Origin of the sequence: Streptomyces sp. NPDC047880, assembly GCF_040706515.1 — a bacterium.
GTDB lineage: Bacteria > Actinomycetota > Actinomycetes > Streptomycetales > Streptomycetaceae > Streptomyces.
The window spans coordinates 44,282-61,411 of the sequence record NZ_JBEZOK010000004.1 but is presented as its reverse complement, the minus strand read 5'-3'; the positions used below and the strand labels follow the sequence as shown (position 1 = coordinate 61,411).

The following is a 17,130-nucleotide window of genomic DNA, read 5'->3' as shown; positions in this document are numbered from 1 at the left end:
GGTCCGCCGAGGGGCGGGACGCGCGAGGTGCGTGTGAGGGGGAGTGGCCCGGCGGTCCTGCGGGAAACTCGACCGCATGCGTACTGCGTACAGCGTGGAGACGGTCCGGAACGCCGAACGGGAGCTGATGGCGCGGCTGCCGGAGGGGGCGCTGATGCAACGCGCCGCCGCCGGGCTCGCCGCGGCCTGCGCCGACCTGCTGGGGCGGGTGTACGGGAGCAGGGTCGTGCTGCTGGTCGGCAGTGGCGACAACGGCGGTGACGCCCTGTACGCCGGGGCCCGGCTGGCCCGACGGGGGGCCGGGGTCACAGCGGTGCTGCTCGCGCCGGAACGGGCGCACGCCGCGGGGCTCGCGGCGTTGCGGCGCGCCGGGGGCCGGGTCGCGGGTACCGGTGAGGGCGAGGCGCTCGTCGAGGGCGCGGACCTCGTCGTCGACGGGATCGTCGGGATCGGCGGGAAGGGCGGGCTGCGGCCGGAAGCGGTGCCGTTGGCGGCCGCCGCCGCACGGTCGCGGGCCGCCGTGGTCGCCGTCGACCTGCCGAGCGGTGTCGACGCCGACACCGGGGAGGTGCACGGGGACGCCGTGCGGGCCGACCTGACGGTCACCTTCGGCACGCACAAGCCGGGGCTCCTGATCGACCCCGCCCGGGAGCACGCGGGGTCGGTGCGCCTGGTCGGCATCGGGCTGGAGCTGCCGCCCGAACCGGAGCTGGAGGCGTTGCAGCACGTGGACGCGGCCCGGTCGCTGCCGGTGCCGGGGGCGGAGAGCGACAAGTACCGGCGGGGCGTGGTCGGGATCGCCGCCGGGTCCGCGCGCTATCCGGGGGCAGCCGTGCTCGCCGTCGCCGGGGCGCTGCGCGGCGGCGCCGGGGCCGTGCGGTACGTCGGGCCGGCCGGGGACGCGGTCATCGCGCGGTTTCCCGAGACGCTCGTGTCGGACCGGGGGCCGAAGCACGCCGGGCGGGTGCAGGCATGGGTCGTCGGACCGGGGGCCGGGGACGACGCCGTGACGGTGGCGGAGGCGCTGGCGGCGGACGTGCCGGTGCTGATCGACGCCGACGGGCTGCGGCTGGCGGACGCGGAGGTCGTGCGGGGGCGGCGGGCGCCGACGCTGATGACACCCCACGCGGGGGAGGCGGCCGCGCTGCTGGGAGTGGAACGGGGCGAGGTCGAGGGCGGCCGGCTGTCCGCGGTCCGGGAGCTGGCGCGGCGCTACGGCGCCACCGTGCTGCTGAAGGGCTCCACGACGCTCGTGGCCGACTCGGGAGGCGGCGCGGTACGGGTGAACCCGACCGGGACGGGGTGGCTGGCCACGGCCGGGAGCGGGGACGTGCTGTCGGGGCTGTGCGGGTCCTTGCTGGCGGCAGGGCTGTCCGCGGTCGACGCGGGGAGTGCGGGGGCGTATCTGCACGGGCTGGCCGGGCGGCTGGCGGCGGACGGGGCGCCGGTGGGGGCGCACGATGTCGCCGAGGCGATCCCGGCGGCATGGCGGAACGTTCTGGGGTGAGGACCGAGGGGGGCGGGCCGGTCGAGGCCGGCCTGAACACCGGCAGGACCACTCCGATGGCGGCACGGGCCCGACCGACCGCGCCGCGTGACCTCTCCCGTACGCCCCTGCGCACCGCCGTCCGCTCGATGGCCCGCGTCGTGTCGCCCCGCCCCCGCCGTGGTCCCGGGCCCCCTCCCCACCGCCGGTCGGTTCGAACTCGCCCCGGGTGACGCACAGAGGTACGGAGGCGGCCCGCCGTCGGAGGCCTCTGAGACACTGGGCGCGATGAGCGAGAGAACAGCCCCGACCGCCCCCCTGCGGGCCCGGGCCGAGATCGACCTGGCGGCACTGCGGGCCAATGTGCGGGCCCTGCGTGCCCATGCGCCGGGCGCGGCCGTGATGGCCGTGGTGAAGTCCGAGGCGTACGGCCACGGGGCTGTGCCGTGCGCCCGTGCGGCCGTCGCCGCGGGAGCGACCTGGCTGGGCACGGCCACGCCGGAGGAGGCCCTCGCCCTGCGGGCCGCCGGGCTGCCGGGCCGCATCATGTGCTGGCTGTGGACGCCCGGAGGGCCGTGGCGCGAGGCGATCGACGCCGAGCTCGACGTGTCCGTCAGCGGTATGTGGGCCCTGGAGGAGGTCGTCGAGGCGGCCAGGGGAGCCGACCGGCCCGCCCGGGTGCAGCTGAAGGCCGACACCGGGCTCGGACGCAACGGGTGCCAGCCCGGGGACGACTGGGCCGCGCTCGTCTCCGCGGCGCTGCGCGCCGAGGCCGAGGGGCTGTTGCGCGTCACGGGACTGTGGTCGCACTTCGCCTGCGCCGACGAACCCGGGCACCCCTCCATCGCCGCCCAGCTCGACGTGTTCCGGGACATGGTCGCGTACGCCGAGGAGCGGGGCGTGCGTCCCGAGGTCCGGCACATCGCCAACTCCCCGGCCACCCTCACGCTCCCCGAGAGCCACTTCGACCTGGTCCGCACCGGCATCGCCACCTACGGCATCTCGCCCAGCCCCGAGCTCGGCACCCCGGCCGACTTCGGGCTGCGGCCGGTGATGACCCTGTCCGCCTCGCTGGCCCTGGTCAAACACGTACCGGGCGGGCACGGCGTCAGCTACGGCCACCGGTACGTGACACCCGGCCCGACGACCCTCGGCCTGGTCCCGCTGGGCTACGCGGACGGCATCCCGCGGCACGCCTCCTCGGCCGGTCCGGTCCTGGTCGAGGGCAAGTGGCGCACGATCGCCGGGCGGGTCGCCATGGACCAGTTCGTGGTCGACCTGGGGGGCGACGAGCCGGCGGCGGGGACCCGGGCGGTCCTCTTCGGGCCGGGGGACCGGGGCGAGCCCACCGCGGAGGACTGGGCGCAGGCGGCCGGAACCATCGCCTACGAAATCGTGACCCGGATCGGAACGCGCGTTCCTCGCGTCTATGTGAATGAGGAACAGGACGGGTAACTCGCACAGAGAACCGGTCACGCGAGAAACGACAGTCACCACAGCAACATCGGCATCACCCGACCCGGCGAGTCACCCGATCGGCACCCCGGCGAAGAGGAGCGGTACGTGAGCGAGAGCAGTGCGGAGGTCGTCGCGGACGTCGCCTCCGCGGCCGTCGCGGCCTCCGCCGCGGGGGCGGCGGGAGGCTGGCGCCGGGCGACCGGCATCGCCGGCGTGGCGATAGGCGTGGTGGCCGCGGGCGCGGCCGCCGGTGTCGCCCTGGAGCGGATGACGGTCGGCCGCGGCATGCGGCAGAAAGCCCGGCTCGCCCTGGACTCGGCGGGACCCTACGGCTCGCTGCGGGGCATGCCCGGCAAGGCGTTCGCCGACGACGGCACGGAGCTCTACTACGAGGTCGACGACCTCGACGCGGAGGCCGCCCCCGCCGCCATCGGCCCGCGCCGCCGACGGCTGTTCGGCCGCAAGTCACCCGCTCCCGTCACCGTCGTCTTCAGCCACGGCTACTGCCTCAGCCAGGACTCCTGGCACTTCCAGCGGGCGGCCCTGCGGGGCGTCGTACGGACCGTGCACTGGGACCAGCGCAGCCACGGCCGCTCCGGGCGGGGCGTGGCCCAGACGCGGGACGACGAGCCGATCACGATCGAGCAGCTGGGCCGGGACCTGAAGGCCGTCATCGACGCGGCGGCGCCCGAGGGGCCGCTGGTGCTCGTGGGGCACTCCATGGGCGGCATGACGGTGATGGCGCTGGCCGACCAGTACCCGGAGCTGATCCGCGAGCGGGTCGTCGGGGTCGCCTTCGTGGGGACGTCGTCCGGGCGGCTCGGCGAGGTCAACTACGGCCTGCCCGTCGCCGGGGTCAACGCGGTGCGGCGGGTGCTGCCCGGGGTGCTGAAGGTGCTGGGACAGCGGGCCGAGCTGGTGGAGAAGGGCCGCCGGGCGACCGCGGACCTGTTCGCCGGGGTCATCAAGCGGTACTCCTTCGCCTCCCGGGACGTCGACCCGGCCGTCGCCCGGTTCGCCGAGCGGATGATCGAGAGCACCCCGATCGACGTGGTCGCCGAGTACTACCCGGCGTTCAACGACCACGACAAGACCGAGGCGCTCGCCCATCTGGCGGACCTGCCGGTGCTCGTGCTGGCCGGGGTGCAGGACCTGGTCACGCCGAGTGAGCACAGCGAGGCCATCGCCGATCTGCTGCCGGACGCCGAGCTGGTGCTGGTGCCGGACGCGGGGCACCTGGTGATGCTGGAACACCCGGAAGTGGTCACCGACCGCCTCGCCGACCTGCTCACCCGCACGGGTGCCGTGCCCGCAGGGGCTACCGTGAAGGGCTATGGAAGCACCAGCACCGCACAGCCCGGCTGAGCCCGGCTCCGTCCAGATCGTCGTCACGTCCCCCGAGCAGATGCGGGAGCTGGGCCGCCGGCTCGCGAAACTCCTGCGCGCCGGTGACCTGGTGATGCTCAGCGGGGAGCTCGGCGCGGGCAAGACGACGCTGACCCGCGGCCTGGGCGAGGGGCTCGGCGTGCGCGGGGCCGTCACCTCGCCGACGTTCGTGATCGCCCGGGTGCACCCCGCGCTGGGCGACGGGCCGCCGCTGGTCCACGTCGACGCCTACCGGCTCTCCGGCGGGCTCGACGAGATGGAGGACCTCGACCTCGACGTCTCGCTGCCCGACTCCGTGGTCGTCGTGGAGTGGGGCGAGGGCAAGGTCGAGGAGCTGACCGAGGACCGGCTCCAGGTGGTGATCCACCGCGCGGTGGGCGACACGACCGACGAGGTCCGGCAGATGACGCTCACCGGTGTGGGGGAACGCTGGGCCGAGGCGGATCTGAGCGTGCTCGCCGCCTGAAGCCCCCGGTGGGTCCCGGTGTGCGGTCTTTTGATGAACGTTCCGACAAGACGTCGGCAAGATGTTGCGCCCGGCGTCTTGCGCGTGGTCACATGGTATCCAGTCAGTGGTTAGGTGTACCTAACCACGTGTGCCCCGGTCCTTCGGGAGGCGTCCATGTCGGCTACAGAGAGCAAGGGGCAGCCGCAGCGGTTCGCGGTCGCCGGGGTGTCCATGCGCGACCTGCTGGCGGCCGGTGAGGCGGCGGCGCTGCTCTCCACACCGCCGCGCGCACCCGAGCCGGAACTCGCCGAGCGGGCCTGCGCACACCGCGAAGCGGCCTGAGATCCTCTGATCCCTCGCAGGACGCCTAGGGGACGACGACGACCGTCCGGCCGATCGTCGCGAACGCCCACATCGCGTCGCCGTCCGCGCGGGATTCGCGGATGCCGCCCGTGCGGACCTTCGGGTCGGGGGCGCGGCCGGCCGGCTCCTTCACGGCCGCGCTGAAGCCGACGACCACGCCGTCCACACTGGCGAAGCGCACCACGTGCTCGACCGGGACACCGTCGGAACCGGTGACCGCGTTCGAGCGGGACGTCACCGAGTACCTGCCCGGGGCCGGGTCCACCGCGCTCGGGTCGACCACGAACGTACGGCTGACCGCCTCGCCTCCCGCGACCAGCCACACCCGGTCGCGGCGCAACGAGTACACGACCCGGGCGCCCTTCCCCGAGTCGGCTGGCAGGGCGGTGGCGTCCCGCTTGACCTGGGGCGCCTTCGACGTACCGGGCGCCGGGGCGACGTCCGCGTGCGCCGCCCTGCCCAGGCCGGCCGGGACGGTCTCGGCGGCCTCGTGGGCGAGGTAGCCGACCGTCGCGAGGGCCGCGGCGGTGAGCCCGGCCACGATTCCCGAGCTGCTGGCTGTCACCGGCGTCCACCTCACGTCGTACGTCCCTGTCGTGACGGTAGGTGACGGTAGCAGCAGGTGACGACCCGACAGGTGCGACCGTGCCGGGCCCCCGGGAGCCGTAGGCTGTTTGCGTGCTCTTGCTCGCTCTGGATACCGCCACGCCCGCCGTCACCGTCGCCCTGCACGACGGACGCGACGTCATCGCCTCGTCGAGTCAGGTCGACGCACGGCGGCACGGGGAACTGCTGCTGCCGGCGATCGACCGGGTGTTCGCCGAGGCCGGTCTGCGGCTCGACGCCGTCACCGGGATCGTCGCCGGGATCGGCCCGGGACCGTACACCGGGCTGCGCGTCGGCCTGATGACCGCCGACACCTTCGGACTCGCCCTGGGCGTCCCCGTGCACGGCGTGTGCACCCTGGACGGCCTCGCCTACGCCGCCGACCTCCAGGTGCCGTTCGTCGTCGCCACCGACGCCCGCCGCAAGGAGGTGTACTGGGCCCGCTACTCCGACTCCCGCACCCGGGTCACCGACCCGGCCGTGGACCGGCCCGCCGACATCGCCGAGCAGGTCGAGGGGCTGCCCGCGGTCGGCGCGGGCGCGCTGCTGTACCCCGACACCTTCCCCAAGGCGCACGAGCCGGAGCACGTGTCCGCCGCCGCCCTCGCCCGGCTGGCCGCGGAGAAACTGGCCGCCGGCGAGGAACTGCCCGCGCCCCGGCCGCTGTACCTGCGCCGCCCCGACGCCCAGGTCCCCAAGAACTACAAGGTGGTCACCCCCAAGTGACCGAACTCGTGACGTGCACGCTGCGTGAGATGCGCTGGTGGGACATCGACCCCGTACTGGAACTGGAACGGGAGCTGTTCCCCGAGGACGCCTGGTCCCGGGGCATGTTCTGGTCCGAGCTCGCCCACGCGCGCGGACCCGGCGCCAACCGGCGGTACGTGGTCGCCGAGGCCGGCTCCCGGATCGTCGGGTACGCGGGTCTGGTCGCCACCGGCGAGCAGGCCGACGTGCAGACCATCGCGGTCTCCCGCGACCTGTGGGGCACCGGCCTCGGCGGACGGCTGCTGGCCGAACTGCTGCGGGCGGCCACCACCTTCGAGTGCGCCGAGGTGATGCTGGAGTGCCGGGTCGACAACGTCCGCGCACAGAAGCTGTACGAGCGCTTCGGCTTTGAACCCATCGGCGTCCGGCGCGGCTACTACCAGCCCGGAAACGTGGACGCCCTGGTGATGCGCCTGACCGCCCCCGAGAACTCCGTACAAGGAACCGAGATCAATGGCTGACGAACCCCTCGTACTGGGAATCGAGACCTCCTGCGACGAGACCGGCGTCGGCATCGTCCGGGGCACCACTCTGCTGGCCGACGCCGTCGCCTCCAGCGTCGACGAGCACGCCCGCTTCGGCGGTGTCGTCCCGGAGGTCGCGAGCCGCGCCCACCTGGAGGCGATGGTCCCCACCATCGACCGCGCCCTGAAGGAGGCGGGCGTCACCGCCCGCAACCTCGACGGCATCGCCGTCACCGCCGGTCCCGGTCTCGCCGGTGCCCTGCTGGTCGGCGTCTCCGCGGCGAAGGCCTACGCGTACGCGCTCGGCAAGCCGCTCTACGGCGTCAACCACCTCGCCTCGCACATCTGCGTGGACCAGCTGGAGCACGGCGCGCTGCCCGAGCCGACCATGGCCCTGCTGGTCTCCGGCGGGCACTCCTCGCTGCTGCTGTCCTCGGACATCACCTCCGACGTCCGCCCGATGGGCGCCACCATCGACGACGCGGCCGGCGAGGCCTTCGACAAGATCGCCCGCGTGCTGAACCTCGGCTTCCCGGGCGGCCCGGTCATCGACCGGTACGCGAAGGAGGGCGACCCCGACGCGATCGCCTTCCCCCGGGGTCTGACCGGCCCGCGCGACCCGGCCTACGACTTCTCCTTCTCGGGGCTGAAGACCGCCGTGGCGCGCTGGATCGAGGCCAAGCGGGCGGCGGGGGAGGAGGTGCCGGTGCGGGACGTGGCGGCGTCCTTCCAGGAGGCGGTCGTGGACGTGCTGACCCGCAAGGCCGTCCGGGCCTGCAAGGACGAGGGCGTGGACCACCTGATGATCGGCGGCGGCGTGGCCGCCAACTCCCGGCTGCGCGTCCTCGCCCAGGAGCGCTGCGAGGCCGCCGGCATCCGGCTGCGCGTGCCGCGGCCCAAGCTGTGCACGGACAACGGCGCGATGGTCGCCGCCCTGGGCGCCGAGATGGTCGCCCGGAACCGGGTGGCGTCGGCCTGGGACCTGTCGGCGGACTCGTCCCTGCCGGTGACCGAGCCGCACGTGCCCGGGCACGACCACGACCATGTGCACGAGGTCAGCAAGGAGAACCTCTACTCGTGACGGTCGCGTTGATGTGGGAGGCCCGGGCGGCCGACGGCCGGGGCGAGGAACTGCTGGCCTGGGCGCGGGCGCAGGAGCTCGTGCGGGAGCCCCTGCGCCGGGAGATCTTCCGGGCACCGCAGGACCGGGTCCTCGTCATCACCTGGTGGGACGCGCCCTACGACGCCGAGCTGCCCGAACTGCCGGAGCCGGACGGGGAACTGGTCACGCGGGCGGTGCACCGGTGGCGGTTCGAGTCGGTCACCGACAACTGACCGGGGCCGGCACTAGGACACCTCGGTCTCGCAGCGCAGCCGCCGGTCGGGGCCGAGCACCCGGACCGGGCCCGTCAGGGTGAGGTGCGCGGTGTGCCGCACGTCCGCGCTCGACGCCGCCAGCCTCAGTTCCAGGGCGCCCGGCTCGACCACCCGGCGGCCCGAGCGGTCGGTGAAGGACGACAGGTCGGCGTGGAAGCGGAAGGTCACCCGAGCCGCGTCGCCCGGGGCCGCCGTCACACGCTGGTAGCCGATCAGCCGCATGTCGGGGCGCGTCACAGACGCCACCGGGTCGTGCAGATACAGCTGCACCACCTCCGCGGCCTCGCGAGCACCCGTGTTGCGGACAGTCACCGACACCTCGTACGAGCCGTCCGTGCCGATCTCGACCGGCCGGGTGTCGGCGGGCACCTCCCAGGTGAACGCCGTGTACGACCCGCCGTGGCCGAAGGCGTACAGCGGGGTGGGGTCGAGGTTGCTGACCTCGCCCGCCAGCCCCAGGGGTGGCTGGAGGTAGGTCCAGGGCTGCCCGCCGGGGACCCGCGGGACGCTGACGGGCAGGCGCCCCGAGGGGTTCACACGGCCGGAGAGGACGCCCGCCACCGCCGGGCCGCCCTCCTCGCCGGGGAAGAACGCCTGGACGACCGCGCCGAGGCGGCCGTGCCAGCGGCCCAGGGCGTAGGGGCGGCCGGTCAGCAGCACCAGCACCACGGGGACGCCCGTGGCGACCAGCGCGTCCAGCAGCTCCCCCTGGACGCCCGGCAGGCCGAGGTCCGTCGCGTCGCAGCCCTCGCCCGAGGTGCCGCGGCCGAACAGGCCCGCCCGGTCGCCGAGCACCGCCACGCACACGTCCGCCTCGGCCGTGCGGGCGATCGCCTCCTCGAATCCCCCGGTGTCCGGGTCCGTCACGTCGCAGCCCTGCGCGAACGTCACCTTGGCGTCGGGGAGTTCGGTGCGCAGGGCGTCCAGCACGGTCGGGATCTCGATGCCGGCCGGCACCCCGGGGTAGTGGGTGAGGACGTGGGAGGGGAACGAGTAGCAGCCCAGCATGGCCAGGGCGTCGGCCGCCCGCGGGCCGACCACCGCGATGCGGGTGTCGGGGGCCAGCGGGAGCAGGCCGCCGGGGTTGTCGAGCAGGACCACCGACTCCTCGGCCATGCGGCGCGCGAGGATGCGGTTGCCCGTGGAATCGAGGTCGATCCCGGCGGGCGGCTCCGGGGCCCAGTCCTCGTCCAGCAGGCCCAGCTCGCACTTCTGGAGCAGCACGCGGCGGGCCGCGCGGTCCACCAGCTCCTCGGGGATCCCGCCCGAGCGGACCGCCTCCAGCAGTGGCCGGCCGTAGCAGTTGACGGTGGGCAGTTCGACGTCGATGCCGGCGGCGAGGGCCGCGTGAGCCGCCTCGGCGGGGGTGGCGGCGACCCGGTGGAGGCTCTGGAGGAAGCCGATGCCGAAGTAGTCGGCGACGACCGTGCCGGTGAAGCCCCACTCCTCGCGCAGGAGATGAGTCAGCAGCCCGGGGTCCGCGGAGGCCGGGACGCCGTCCGTCTCGGTATAGGCGGCCATCACCGAACGGGCGCCGCCCTCGCGCAGAGCCATCTCGAAGGGCGGCAGGGTGACGTCGGCGAACTCGCGGACACCCGCCCGCACCGGGGCGAGATTGCGGGCGCCGGCCGAGGAGGCGTACCCGGCGAAGTGCTTGAGCGTGGCGACGACCCCGGCCGACTCCAGGCCCCGCACGTACGCGGTGCCGAGCGTGCCGACCAGGTACGGGTCCTCGCCGATCGTCTCCTCCACACGGCCCCAGCGCGGATCGCGTACGACGTCCAGCACGGGTGCAAGGCCCTGGTGGACACCGGCCGAGCGCAGGTCGTCGCCGACGCGGCGGGCCATCTCCTCGACCAGCGGCGGATCCCAGGTCGCGCCCCAGGCCAGCGGGACCGGGTACGCCGTGGCCTGCCAGGCGGTGAAGCCGGCCAGGCACTCCTCGTGCGCGATCGCCGGGATGCCGAACCGCCCGGCCCCGGCGATACGGCGCTGGGCGCTCGCCAGGGCCTGCGCGCCCAGCGCCGGGGCCACGGGGGCGGTGCCGAAGGAGCGCGTGAGCTGACCCAGGCCGTGGGTGATCAGCTCGGCCCATTCCTCGTCGGAGGACTCGACGGTCATGTCGTGCTGATGCGGGGCGACCCCGTCGCCGTCCGTCGCGGCGCCCACCCACACGCCGTACAGCTGGGCGGTCTTCTCCTCCAGGGTCATCCGGGAGAGCAGGTCGTCGACGCGGGCGGCGGCGGGCAGCGCGGGGTCACGCCAGGGCGCGGTGGTCATGAAGCTCCTGTCGGGTGGACGGACGGCCCTCTCACGAACGAATCATCGAATGTTTCGTTATGAACTTCGAATGTTCCGGGAACCTATGGCGGTGCGAGGACTTCGTCAAGGGGGCCCGCAGGGTTACGATCGCCGCCATGACATCCCCGGAGCCCGTTGAAAGCCGGACGCAGACCCGGACAGAGGGGCGCACCGCGCAGACCGCGACGCTCGCCGAGATCGCCCGTGAGGCGGGCGTCTCCGCGCCGACTGTTTCGAAGGTCCTCAACGGCCGGGCCGACGTCGCCCCGGCCACCCGGTCCCGCGTCGAGGACCTGCTGCGTGCGCACGGCTACCGGCGCCGCCGCGCCGAGGCGACCCGCTCGCCCCTGATCGACCTCGTCTTCCACGAGCTGGAGAGCGCCTGGGCGATGGAGGTCATCCGGGGCGTGGAGAACGTGGCCCGGGACGCCGGGCTCAGCGTGGTGCTGTCCGAGAGTGCGGGGCGGCTCACCCCCGGGCGGACCTGGGCCGACCAGGTCGCCGCGCGCCGGCCGCACGGCGTGATCCTGGTCCTGTCCGGGCTCGACGAGTCGCAGCGGGCGCTGCTGACCAGCCGCTCCATCCCGTTCGTGGTGATGGACCCGGCCGGCGACCCGGGCGCCGACGTGCCGTCGATCGGCGCGACCAACTGGCAGGGCGGTCTCGCCGCCACCCGGCACCTGGTCGAGCTGGGGCATCGCAGGATCGGCGCGATCAGCGGGCCCTCGCAGATGATGTGCAGCCGGGCCCGGATCGACGGCTACCGGGCCGCGCTGGAGACGGCCGGACTGCCGGTGGACCCCGCCCTGATCGCGAGCGGCGACTTCCATCACGAGGCCGGCTACCGGCTCGGCCTGGAGCTGCTGCGCCGCCCGGACCGGCCGACCGCGGTCTTCGCCGGGAACGACCTTCAGGCGCTCGGGCTGTACGAGGCGGCGCGCGAGCTGGGGCTGCGCATTCCCGAGGACCTGAGCGTGGTCGGGTTCGACGATCTGCCGGTGGCTCCCCTGGTCGGGCCGCCGCTGACGACCGTACGGCAGCCGCTGACCGAGATGGCCGAGGCGGCGGCCAAGCTGGTCCTCGACCTCGGGCGGGACGAGGGGACCCCGGCGGCGACCCGGGTGGAGCTGGCGACGAGCCTGGTGGTGCGCAGCAGCACGACGGGGCCCGCGGAACGCTAGGGGCTGCGTCGACGGCTGTTCCCGGACGCCCCGCATCGAGCCGAAGCGAATCGGCTGCACTGCCGAAACTTTCGACGGGCTTCGGGCCTTGAAATCTGAGAATTTCCGAAGAAAGAACGCCCTGAGCTCCCTGCCCGTCAAAAATCGGACTTATGTTCCTGCCCGTGACGGGACACCACGGGGACGAGGGCTCGGAAGCCGGCCGGCGGTCGCGAGCACTGAAGACGGCCGGCCTGATTCTGGCGGGGACGCTGGTGCTGGCTGCCGGAGCGGCCGGCTGGGCCTACTGGCATCTCAGCGACAACATCACCGGCGTCGACATCGACGGCGCACTGGGCGACAACCGGCCGGCGAAGCGGGTGACCACACCCTCGCCCTCGGCATCGGCCCTGCCGAGCGAGGCCCTCAACATCCTGGTCCTGGGCTCCGACTCGCGCAGCGGCGAGGAGAACCGCAGGCTCGGCGGCGGCGACAGTTCGGGCGCCCGTTCCGACACGGCGATGGTCGTCCACCTGGACGCGGGGCGGACCACCGCGACGGTGGTGAGCATCCCGCGTGACACCCTGGTCACCCGCCCGTCCTGCCCTCGCCCCTCCGGTGGCTCGACACGAGTCGCCCGCCTCGCGATGTTCAACAGCGCGTACGAGGTGGGCGGCCCGGTCTGCGCGGTGAAGACGGTCGAGGCGCTGACGAACGTCCGCATGGACCACTACCTCGAAATCGACTTCTCGGGTTTCGCCCGGCTGGTCGACGCGCTCGGCGGTGTCACCGTCACCACGGACGAGGACATCACCGACGAGGACAGCCACCTCCGGCTGAAGGCGGGCACCCACCACCTGGACGGCACCCGGGCCCTCGCGTTCGCCCGCACCCGGCACGGCATAGGCGACGGCAGCGACCTGGGCCGCATAGGCCTCCAGCAGCAGCTGGTGAAGGCCCTGCTGGAGCAGATCGCCTCCCAGGACCTGCTCACCGACCCGGCCGAGCTGTACCGCGTCGCCGACACGGTCACCGCCGGCCTCACCGCCGACACCGGCCTGGACTCCCTCGCCGAACTGACCCGTCTCGGGCAGAGCCTCAAGGGCCTCTCGGCGAGCGGGGTGCGGACGGTGACGATGCCGGTGGTACAGGCGCCGTCGGATCCCAACCGGGTGGTGGCAGCGGAGCCGCAGGCCGGGAAGCTGTGGGAGTCGCTGCGCTGACCTGCGGCAACATGCCCCGGAGAAGGACGTCGAAAAACGTCGAAGAAGATCCGGCGCGTGTGTCGATCCGGCGGCCCCCCGATCGACGCAGGGGTGAGAGCGGGGAAGAGCCCCGCTTCCGAAGACCCCGAGGAGTCACCATGCCGCGCTTTCTCACCCTGATCCGCATCGACGAGAAGAACGCCCCCGCCGAGGGGCCGAGCCCCGAGCTCATGGAGCGGATGGGCAAGCTGCTGGAGGAGATCACCAAGGCCGGGGTCATGCTCGACACGGCCGGGCTGACGCCGACTTCGGACGGCACCCGGGTGACCTGGGAGGGCGGTCAGCTGTCCGTCACCGACGGTCCGTGAGGGGTACGCCGCCACGGCGGGCGACGACTGGCTGCGCCCGTCCCTGTGCGAGGACGCCCTGCGCCTGGCCCGGGTGCTCTCGGCCCTGATGCCGAAGGAATCCGAGGTGCACGGCCTCACCGCGCTGCTGGAGCTCCAGGCCTCCCGGACCGCGGCCCGTACCGGCCCCTCCGGCGAGCCGGTCCTGTTGAAGGACCAGAACCGCTCCCGCTGGAACCGCATGCTCATCGCCCGCGGTTTCGCCGCGCTGGGCCGGGCCGAGGCCACCTCCTCCGGCGGCCCGGGCCCGTACACCCTGCAAGCGGCCATCGCCGCCTGCCACGCGCACGCGTACACCTACGAGGAGACCGACTGGGCCCGCATCGCCACCCTCTACGGCCTTCTGGCCGCCCGCTCCCCGTCGCCGGTCGTGGAGCTGAACCGTGCGGTGGCCGTCTCGATGTCCGAGGGCCCGGCCCCGGCCCTCGTCCTCGTCGACGCCCTGGCCGGCGACCCGGCCCTGCGGGACTACCACCTGCTGCCCAGCGTCCGCGGCGATCTCCTGGCCCGTCTCGGCCGCACGGCGGAGGCCCGGGCGGAGTTCGAGCGGGCGGCGTCGCTCACCCGGAACGCGAGGGAGCGGGACCTGCTGCTGCGGAGGGCGGCCGAGCCGTCCTGAAGGTCAGGCGGGGTGCCCGATGAGCATCGCCGGGGCCCCCGCGACCCGGGTCAGGAACACCGTCGCCGCGTGCGGGCCCTGCGGCTTGACCTTCCTGCGGAGCTCCTCCGGCTCGACCGCCGAGCCCCGCTTCTTCACGGTCAGCGTGCCGACCTGCCGCTCCCGCAGGAGGGCCTTCAGCCTCTTGACGTTGAAGGGCAGGTGGTCGGTGATCTCGTAGGCCGTGGCGTACGGGGTCGGGCGCAGGGTGTCGCCCGTGACGTACGCGATGGTCGCGTCGAGCAGGCCGCCGCCTACCTGGTCGGCCACTTCGGCGACCAGGTGGGCCCGGATGACGGCGCCGTCGGGCTCGTAGAGGTAGCGGCCGGGCGGGCGGACGTCCGGGTCGGGCAGGCCGCGGGAGAGCAGGCTGCGGGGGCCGGGCAGGAGGGTCGCCCGGACCGCCCCCGGCTCGGTGCCGAACCACAGCACGGCCTCCTTGACGTCCCCGCCGTCGGAGATCCACTCGGCCTCGGCGTCCTCGGGGACCGCCTCGTGCGGGACGCCGGGGGCGATCTTCAGAGCGGCGTGGGGCGCCCGGCGGGCGGCGGAGACCGCCCAGGACAGCGGCGGCGAGTACGCCTCGGGGTCGAAGATCCGGCCGCGGCCGCCGCGCCGGGCGGGGTCGACGAACACGGCGTCAAAACCGGCCGTGTCCACCTCCGTGACGTCGGCCTCGCGTACCTCGACGAGGCCGGCCAGGCCCAGCGCCTCGGCGTTGGCCCGGGCCGCGGCGGCCGTCTGCGGGTCCCGGTCCACGGCCAGGACGCGGATTCCGGCGCGGGCCAGCGCGATCGCGTCACCGCCGATGCCGCAGCACAGGTCGGCGACCGAGGTGATGCCCGACTCGGCCATCCGCCGGGCCCGGTAGGCCCCCACGCTCGCCCGCGTCGACTGCTCGACCCCGTTCGGCGTGAAGAACATCCGGCCCGCGTCCTCGGCCCCGAACTTGGCCACCGCCCGCTGCCGCAGCCGTGCCTGGCCGAGCGCCGCCGACACGAGTTCGGCGGGGTGCTCGCGGCGCAGCCGGGTCGCGACGGCCAGCTCCCGCGCCGGGTCGGTGTCCCGCACCTCGTCGAGGAGGGCGCTGCCTTCGGGGGTGAGGAGGAGGTCGAGGTCGTTCACCGGATCATTGTCGGCCACGGCGGAAGAGGGGGTGCCGCCGGCCGGGTGCTGCGAACGGGCAGGGAGACCCGTGGCCGGTGGGTGCTGCCGGAGGGGGCCGCGGCCGCTCCCGGAGCCCGGCCGGTGTGGGCCAGTCGGAGGATGGTGGGGGCGCCGGCCGCGGTGTCGGGCGGGATCGCCGGGAGGGGGCTGCGAGGATCCGGCACCATGCGAGCAGTCGTACAAAACGATGAAAGCCGGGCATGGGGGCGGGTGCCCGCCGGCGCACGGATCGTCCTCGCCGTGCTCGTCCTCGCCGCCATCGCCTCCGGCTGCGCGCAGGACGGCGGCGACCAGGTCACCCCGGCCGGCGGCCAGCAGCCCCTCGACGCGCCCCCGGCCCGCGCGCTCGACTCCTACGCCACCAAGCTGCGCGCCGCGCACGCCGCCCGGGCCGCCGCCGCACACCGCTGGGACCTGCGCAGGACCCCGTCAGTCGCCCCGCCCGCGCCCGTGGCCAAGCCGAGGATCAGGACCCGCAAGGGCTTCGAGGTGGACGGCCACCGGGAGCTGGACCTCCCGCCCGTCTTCACGAGGATCCCCACCCGCGACAAGGTCGTCTTCCTCACCATCGACGACGGAGCCGAGAAGGACCCCGCGTTCCTGCGGATGATGACCGACCTCGACGTGCCGTACAGCGCCTTCCTCAGCGGCTACCTGGTCAAGGACGACCCCGGCTACTTCCGGCGGATGCAGTCCAAGGGCGTGGCGCTGCACAACCACACCCTGTACCACCCCAATCTGCGGGGCCTGTCGTACCGGGCGCAGGTGCGCGAGATCTGCGGCATGCAGCGCTACATGGAGAGGCGCTTCGGCACCCGCCCCACGCTCTTCCGCCCGCCCTACGGCAGCTACGACCGGGCGACCCTGCGCGCCGCCAAGGCCTGCGGCATCGCCTACGTGCCGCTGTGGAACGAGGAGGTCTTCGCCGACCACTGGGAGTACCGCGACGGGGGCCGGAAGCTGCGCCCGGGCGACATCGTCCTCACGCACTTCCGGGGCCGCGACCAGTGGAAGGGCACGATGGCCGACATGGTCCGCCGCTTCCTGAACAAGGTCGCGGCCCAGGGCTACACGGTGGCGCGGCTGGAGGACTACCTGTGAGGCGGCCGGCCGCCGCCCTGCTGTGCGCGGCCCTGCTGACCGGCTGCGCCGGGGCTCCGGGGGAGCGGCCGGGCACCGCCGACGGCCGCGCCCGGGACCCGGCACCCGAGGTGAGCGACCCGCGCCGGCTGCCGCCCGTCGTGGACCACGTCCCCACCCGCGAGCCCGTCGTCTTCCTCACCTACGACGACGGCGCCGAACGCGACCCCCGCTTCATCGGCCTCGTCCGCGAACGGCGGCTCCCGGTCAGCATGTTCCTCACGGACAGCGTCGTGGGACCCGGCTACGGCCACTTCGCCCGGCTGCGCGCGGTCGGCGCGTCCCTCCAGAACCACACCCTCGACCACCCCGCCCTGCGCGGCCTGCCGTACGCCGGACAGCGCGCCGAGATCTGCGGCCAGCAGCACAAACTCCGCTCCCGCTTCGGCGTCACCCCCCGGCTCCTCCGCCCGCCCTACGGCACCTACGACACCACGACCCTGCGCGCCGCCGGCGACTGCGGCATCACCGCGGTCGTCCTGTGGCGCGCGTCCCTGGGCGCCGACGGCGAACTGACGTACACCCGGGGCGCGCACGGTCTGCGGGCGGGCGACATCGTCTCGGTGCCGTCCGGCGAGACCGGGTCCCTGACCCTCACGGAACGGACCGAGCGCCTGCTGCGGGAGATCGGGGAACGGGGGCTGCGCGTGGGGCGGCTCGAGGACCACCTGGAGCGGGCACCCGCACGACGCGCCGTCGGCAATTAGCAGTCCGCTTGACCGAGTGCTAATCGCAG

General features: G+C 74.1%; 16 protein-coding genes and 2 pseudogenes. 15 read left to right on the top strand and 3 right to left on the bottom strand.

Annotated features, from left to right (window positions below):
• Positions 1-76 precede the first annotated feature (76 nt).
• The 5 genes from AB0937_RS08005 (at position 77) to AB0937_RS07985 (ending at position 5,120) form a co-directional block, all read left to right on the top strand.
• Positions 77-1,507, top strand: coding sequence for an NAD(P)H-hydrate dehydratase (locus AB0937_RS08005; RefSeq protein ID WP_366710305.1), 1,431 nt, complete (start codon positions 77-79; stop codon positions 1,505-1,507).
• A 267-nt stretch (positions 1,508-1,774) separates the two neighbouring features.
• Positions 1,775-2,941 (top strand): alanine racemase, encoded by a 1,167-nt coding sequence (alr, locus tag AB0937_RS08000; RefSeq protein WP_366710303.1) that lies wholly within the window; start codon positions 1,775-1,777, stop codon positions 2,939-2,941.
• A gap of 108 nt (positions 2,942-3,049) precedes the next feature.
• Entirely contained in the window at positions 3,050-4,309 is a 1,260-nt protein-coding gene (locus AB0937_RS07995) for an alpha/beta hydrolase (protein ID WP_366710302.1), read from the top strand.
• Positions 4,278-4,796 carry a tRNA (adenosine(37)-N6)-threonylcarbamoyltransferase complex ATPase subunit type 1 TsaE gene (tsaE, locus tag AB0937_RS07990; protein WP_234850811.1) on the top strand — a complete coding sequence of 173 codons (519 nt, stop codon included), beginning with the start codon at positions 4,278-4,280 and terminating at the stop codon, positions 4,794-4,796. The genes AB0937_RS07995 and tsaE overlap by 32 nt, the downstream gene beginning before the upstream one ends.
• 156 nt (positions 4,797-4,952) lie before the next feature.
• A complete protein-coding gene (locus tag AB0937_RS07985) occupies positions 4,953-5,120 on the top strand; it encodes a hypothetical protein (protein ID WP_366710300.1) in 168 nt (55 codons plus the stop codon).
• Positions 5,121-5,145: 25 nt separating this feature from the next.
• Here AB0937_RS07985 and AB0937_RS07980 read toward each other — a convergent pair whose 3' ends face one another.
• Positions 5,146-5,706 (bottom strand): hypothetical protein, encoded by a 561-nt coding sequence (locus AB0937_RS07980; RefSeq protein ID WP_366710299.1) that lies wholly within the window; start codon positions 5,704-5,706, stop codon positions 5,146-5,148.
• 113 nt (positions 5,707-5,819) lie between these two features.
• Here AB0937_RS07980 and tsaB point away from each other — a divergent pair, with 113 nt between their 5' ends.
• Genes tsaB through AB0937_RS07960 form a run of 4 tightly spaced genes read left to right on the top strand, consistent with a single transcriptional unit; the run spans position 5,820 to position 8,314 of the window.
• On the top strand, positions 5,820-6,473 hold the full coding sequence (gene tsaB, locus AB0937_RS07975; RefSeq protein ID WP_366710298.1) for a tRNA (adenosine(37)-N6)-threonylcarbamoyltransferase complex dimerization subunit type 1 TsaB: 654 nt from the start codon (positions 5,820-5,822) through the stop codon (positions 6,471-6,473).
• A 29-nt stretch (positions 6,474-6,502) separates the two neighbouring features.
• Positions 6,503-6,976: a ribosomal protein S18-alanine N-acetyltransferase gene (rimI, locus tag AB0937_RS07970; protein ID WP_366710653.1), complete on the top strand. Its 474-nt coding sequence runs from the start codon at positions 6,503-6,505 to the stop codon at positions 6,974-6,976.
• A complete protein-coding gene (tsaD, locus tag AB0937_RS07965; RefSeq protein ID WP_366710296.1) occupies positions 6,969-8,060 on the top strand; it encodes a tRNA (adenosine(37)-N6)-threonylcarbamoyltransferase complex transferase subunit TsaD in 1,092 nt (363 codons plus the stop codon). The genes rimI and tsaD overlap by 8 nt, the downstream gene beginning before the upstream one ends.
• Positions 8,057-8,314: a hypothetical protein gene (locus AB0937_RS07960; protein ID WP_366710295.1), complete on the top strand. Its 258-nt coding sequence runs from the start codon at positions 8,057-8,059 to the stop codon at positions 8,312-8,314. Before tsaD ends, AB0937_RS07960 begins: the two co-directional genes overlap by 4 nt.
• 12 nt (positions 8,315-8,326) lie before the next feature.
• On the opposite strand, the gene AB0937_RS07955 is transcribed toward AB0937_RS07960, so the two are convergent.
• Positions 8,327-10,636 (bottom strand): glycoside hydrolase family 3 N-terminal domain-containing protein, encoded by a 2,310-nt coding sequence (locus AB0937_RS07955; protein ID WP_366710294.1) that lies wholly within the window; start codon positions 10,634-10,636, stop codon positions 8,327-8,329.
• Between the two features lie 137 nt (positions 10,637-10,773).
• Here AB0937_RS07955 and AB0937_RS07950 point away from each other — a divergent pair, with 137 nt between their 5' ends.
• From AB0937_RS07950 to AB0937_RS07935, 4 genes and pseudogenes are all read left to right on the top strand, one after another.
• Complete coding sequence (locus AB0937_RS07950) at positions 10,774-11,838, top strand: LacI family DNA-binding transcriptional regulator (protein ID WP_366710292.1); 1,065 nt, start codon at positions 10,774-10,776, stop codon at positions 11,836-11,838.
• A 152-nt stretch (positions 11,839-11,990) separates the two neighbouring features.
• Positions 11,991-13,040: an LCP family protein gene (locus AB0937_RS07945; RefSeq protein ID WP_366710291.1), complete on the top strand. Its 1,050-nt coding sequence runs from the start codon at positions 11,991-11,993 to the stop codon at positions 13,038-13,040.
• Positions 13,041-13,180: 140 nt separating this feature from the next.
• Positions 13,181-13,387 (top strand): annotated as a pseudogene (locus AB0937_RS07940) (transcriptional regulator); the annotation flags it as partial.
• 1 nt (position 13,388) lies between these two features.
• Positions 13,389-14,048 (top strand): annotated as a pseudogene (locus AB0937_RS07935) (DUF6596 domain-containing protein); the annotation flags it as partial.
• A gap of 3 nt (positions 14,049-14,051) precedes the next feature.
• Here the strand turns inward: AB0937_RS07935 and AB0937_RS07930 are convergent.
• Complete coding sequence (locus AB0937_RS07930) at positions 14,052-15,212, bottom strand: methyltransferase domain-containing protein (protein WP_366710289.1); 1,161 nt, start codon at positions 15,210-15,212, stop codon at positions 14,052-14,054.
• 207 nt (positions 15,213-15,419) lie between these two features.
• Here AB0937_RS07930 and AB0937_RS07925 point away from each other — a divergent pair, with 207 nt between their 5' ends.
• Together AB0937_RS07925 and AB0937_RS07920 are read left to right on the top strand one after the other, a co-directional pair.
• A complete protein-coding gene (locus AB0937_RS07925; RefSeq protein ID WP_366710288.1) occupies positions 15,420-16,355 on the top strand; it encodes a polysaccharide deacetylase family protein in 936 nt (311 codons plus the stop codon).
• Entirely contained in the window at positions 16,352-17,101 is a 750-nt protein-coding gene (locus AB0937_RS07920; RefSeq protein ID WP_366710286.1) for a polysaccharide deacetylase family protein, read from the top strand. The genes AB0937_RS07925 and AB0937_RS07920 overlap by 4 nt, the downstream gene beginning before the upstream one ends.
• The last annotated feature ends 29 nt before the right edge of the window (positions 17,102-17,130 follow it).

What these genes read in the sequence shown, in the direction of transcription:
- AB0937_RS07985 (WP_366710300.1), top strand. Translation starts at nt 4,953, where the DNA reads ATGTCGGCTACAGAGAGCAAGGGGCAGCCGCAGCGGTTCGCGGTCGCC.
- AB0937_RS07925 (WP_366710288.1), top strand. Translation starts at nt 15,420, where the DNA reads ATGCGAGCAGTCGTACAAAACGATGAAAGCCGGGCATGGGGGCGGGTG.
- AB0937_RS07945 (WP_366710291.1), top strand. Translation starts at nt 11,991, where the DNA reads ATGTTCCTGCCCGTGACGGGACACCACGGGGACGAGGGCTCGGAAGCC.
- AB0937_RS07950 (WP_366710292.1), top strand. Translation starts at nt 10,774, where the DNA reads ATGACATCCCCGGAGCCCGTTGAAAGCCGGACGCAGACCCGGACAGAG.
- AB0937_RS08005 (WP_366710305.1), top strand. Translation starts at nt 77, where the DNA reads ATGCGTACTGCGTACAGCGTGGAGACGGTCCGGAACGCCGAACGGGAG.
- tsaD (WP_366710296.1), top strand. Translation starts at nt 6,969, where the DNA reads ATGGCTGACGAACCCCTCGTACTGGGAATCGAGACCTCCTGCGACGAG.
- alr (WP_366710303.1), top strand. Translation starts at nt 1,775, where the DNA reads ATGAGCGAGAGAACAGCCCCGACCGCCCCCCTGCGGGCCCGGGCCGAG.
- rimI (WP_366710653.1), top strand. Translation starts at nt 6,503, where the DNA reads ATGCGCTGGTGGGACATCGACCCCGTACTGGAACTGGAACGGGAGCTG.
- tsaE (WP_234850811.1), top strand. Translation starts at nt 4,278, where the DNA reads ATGGAAGCACCAGCACCGCACAGCCCGGCTGAGCCCGGCTCCGTCCAG.
- AB0937_RS07955 (WP_366710294.1), bottom strand. Translation starts at nt 10,636, where the DNA reads ATGACCACCGCGCCCTGGCGTGACCCCGCGCTGCCCGCCGCCGCCCGC.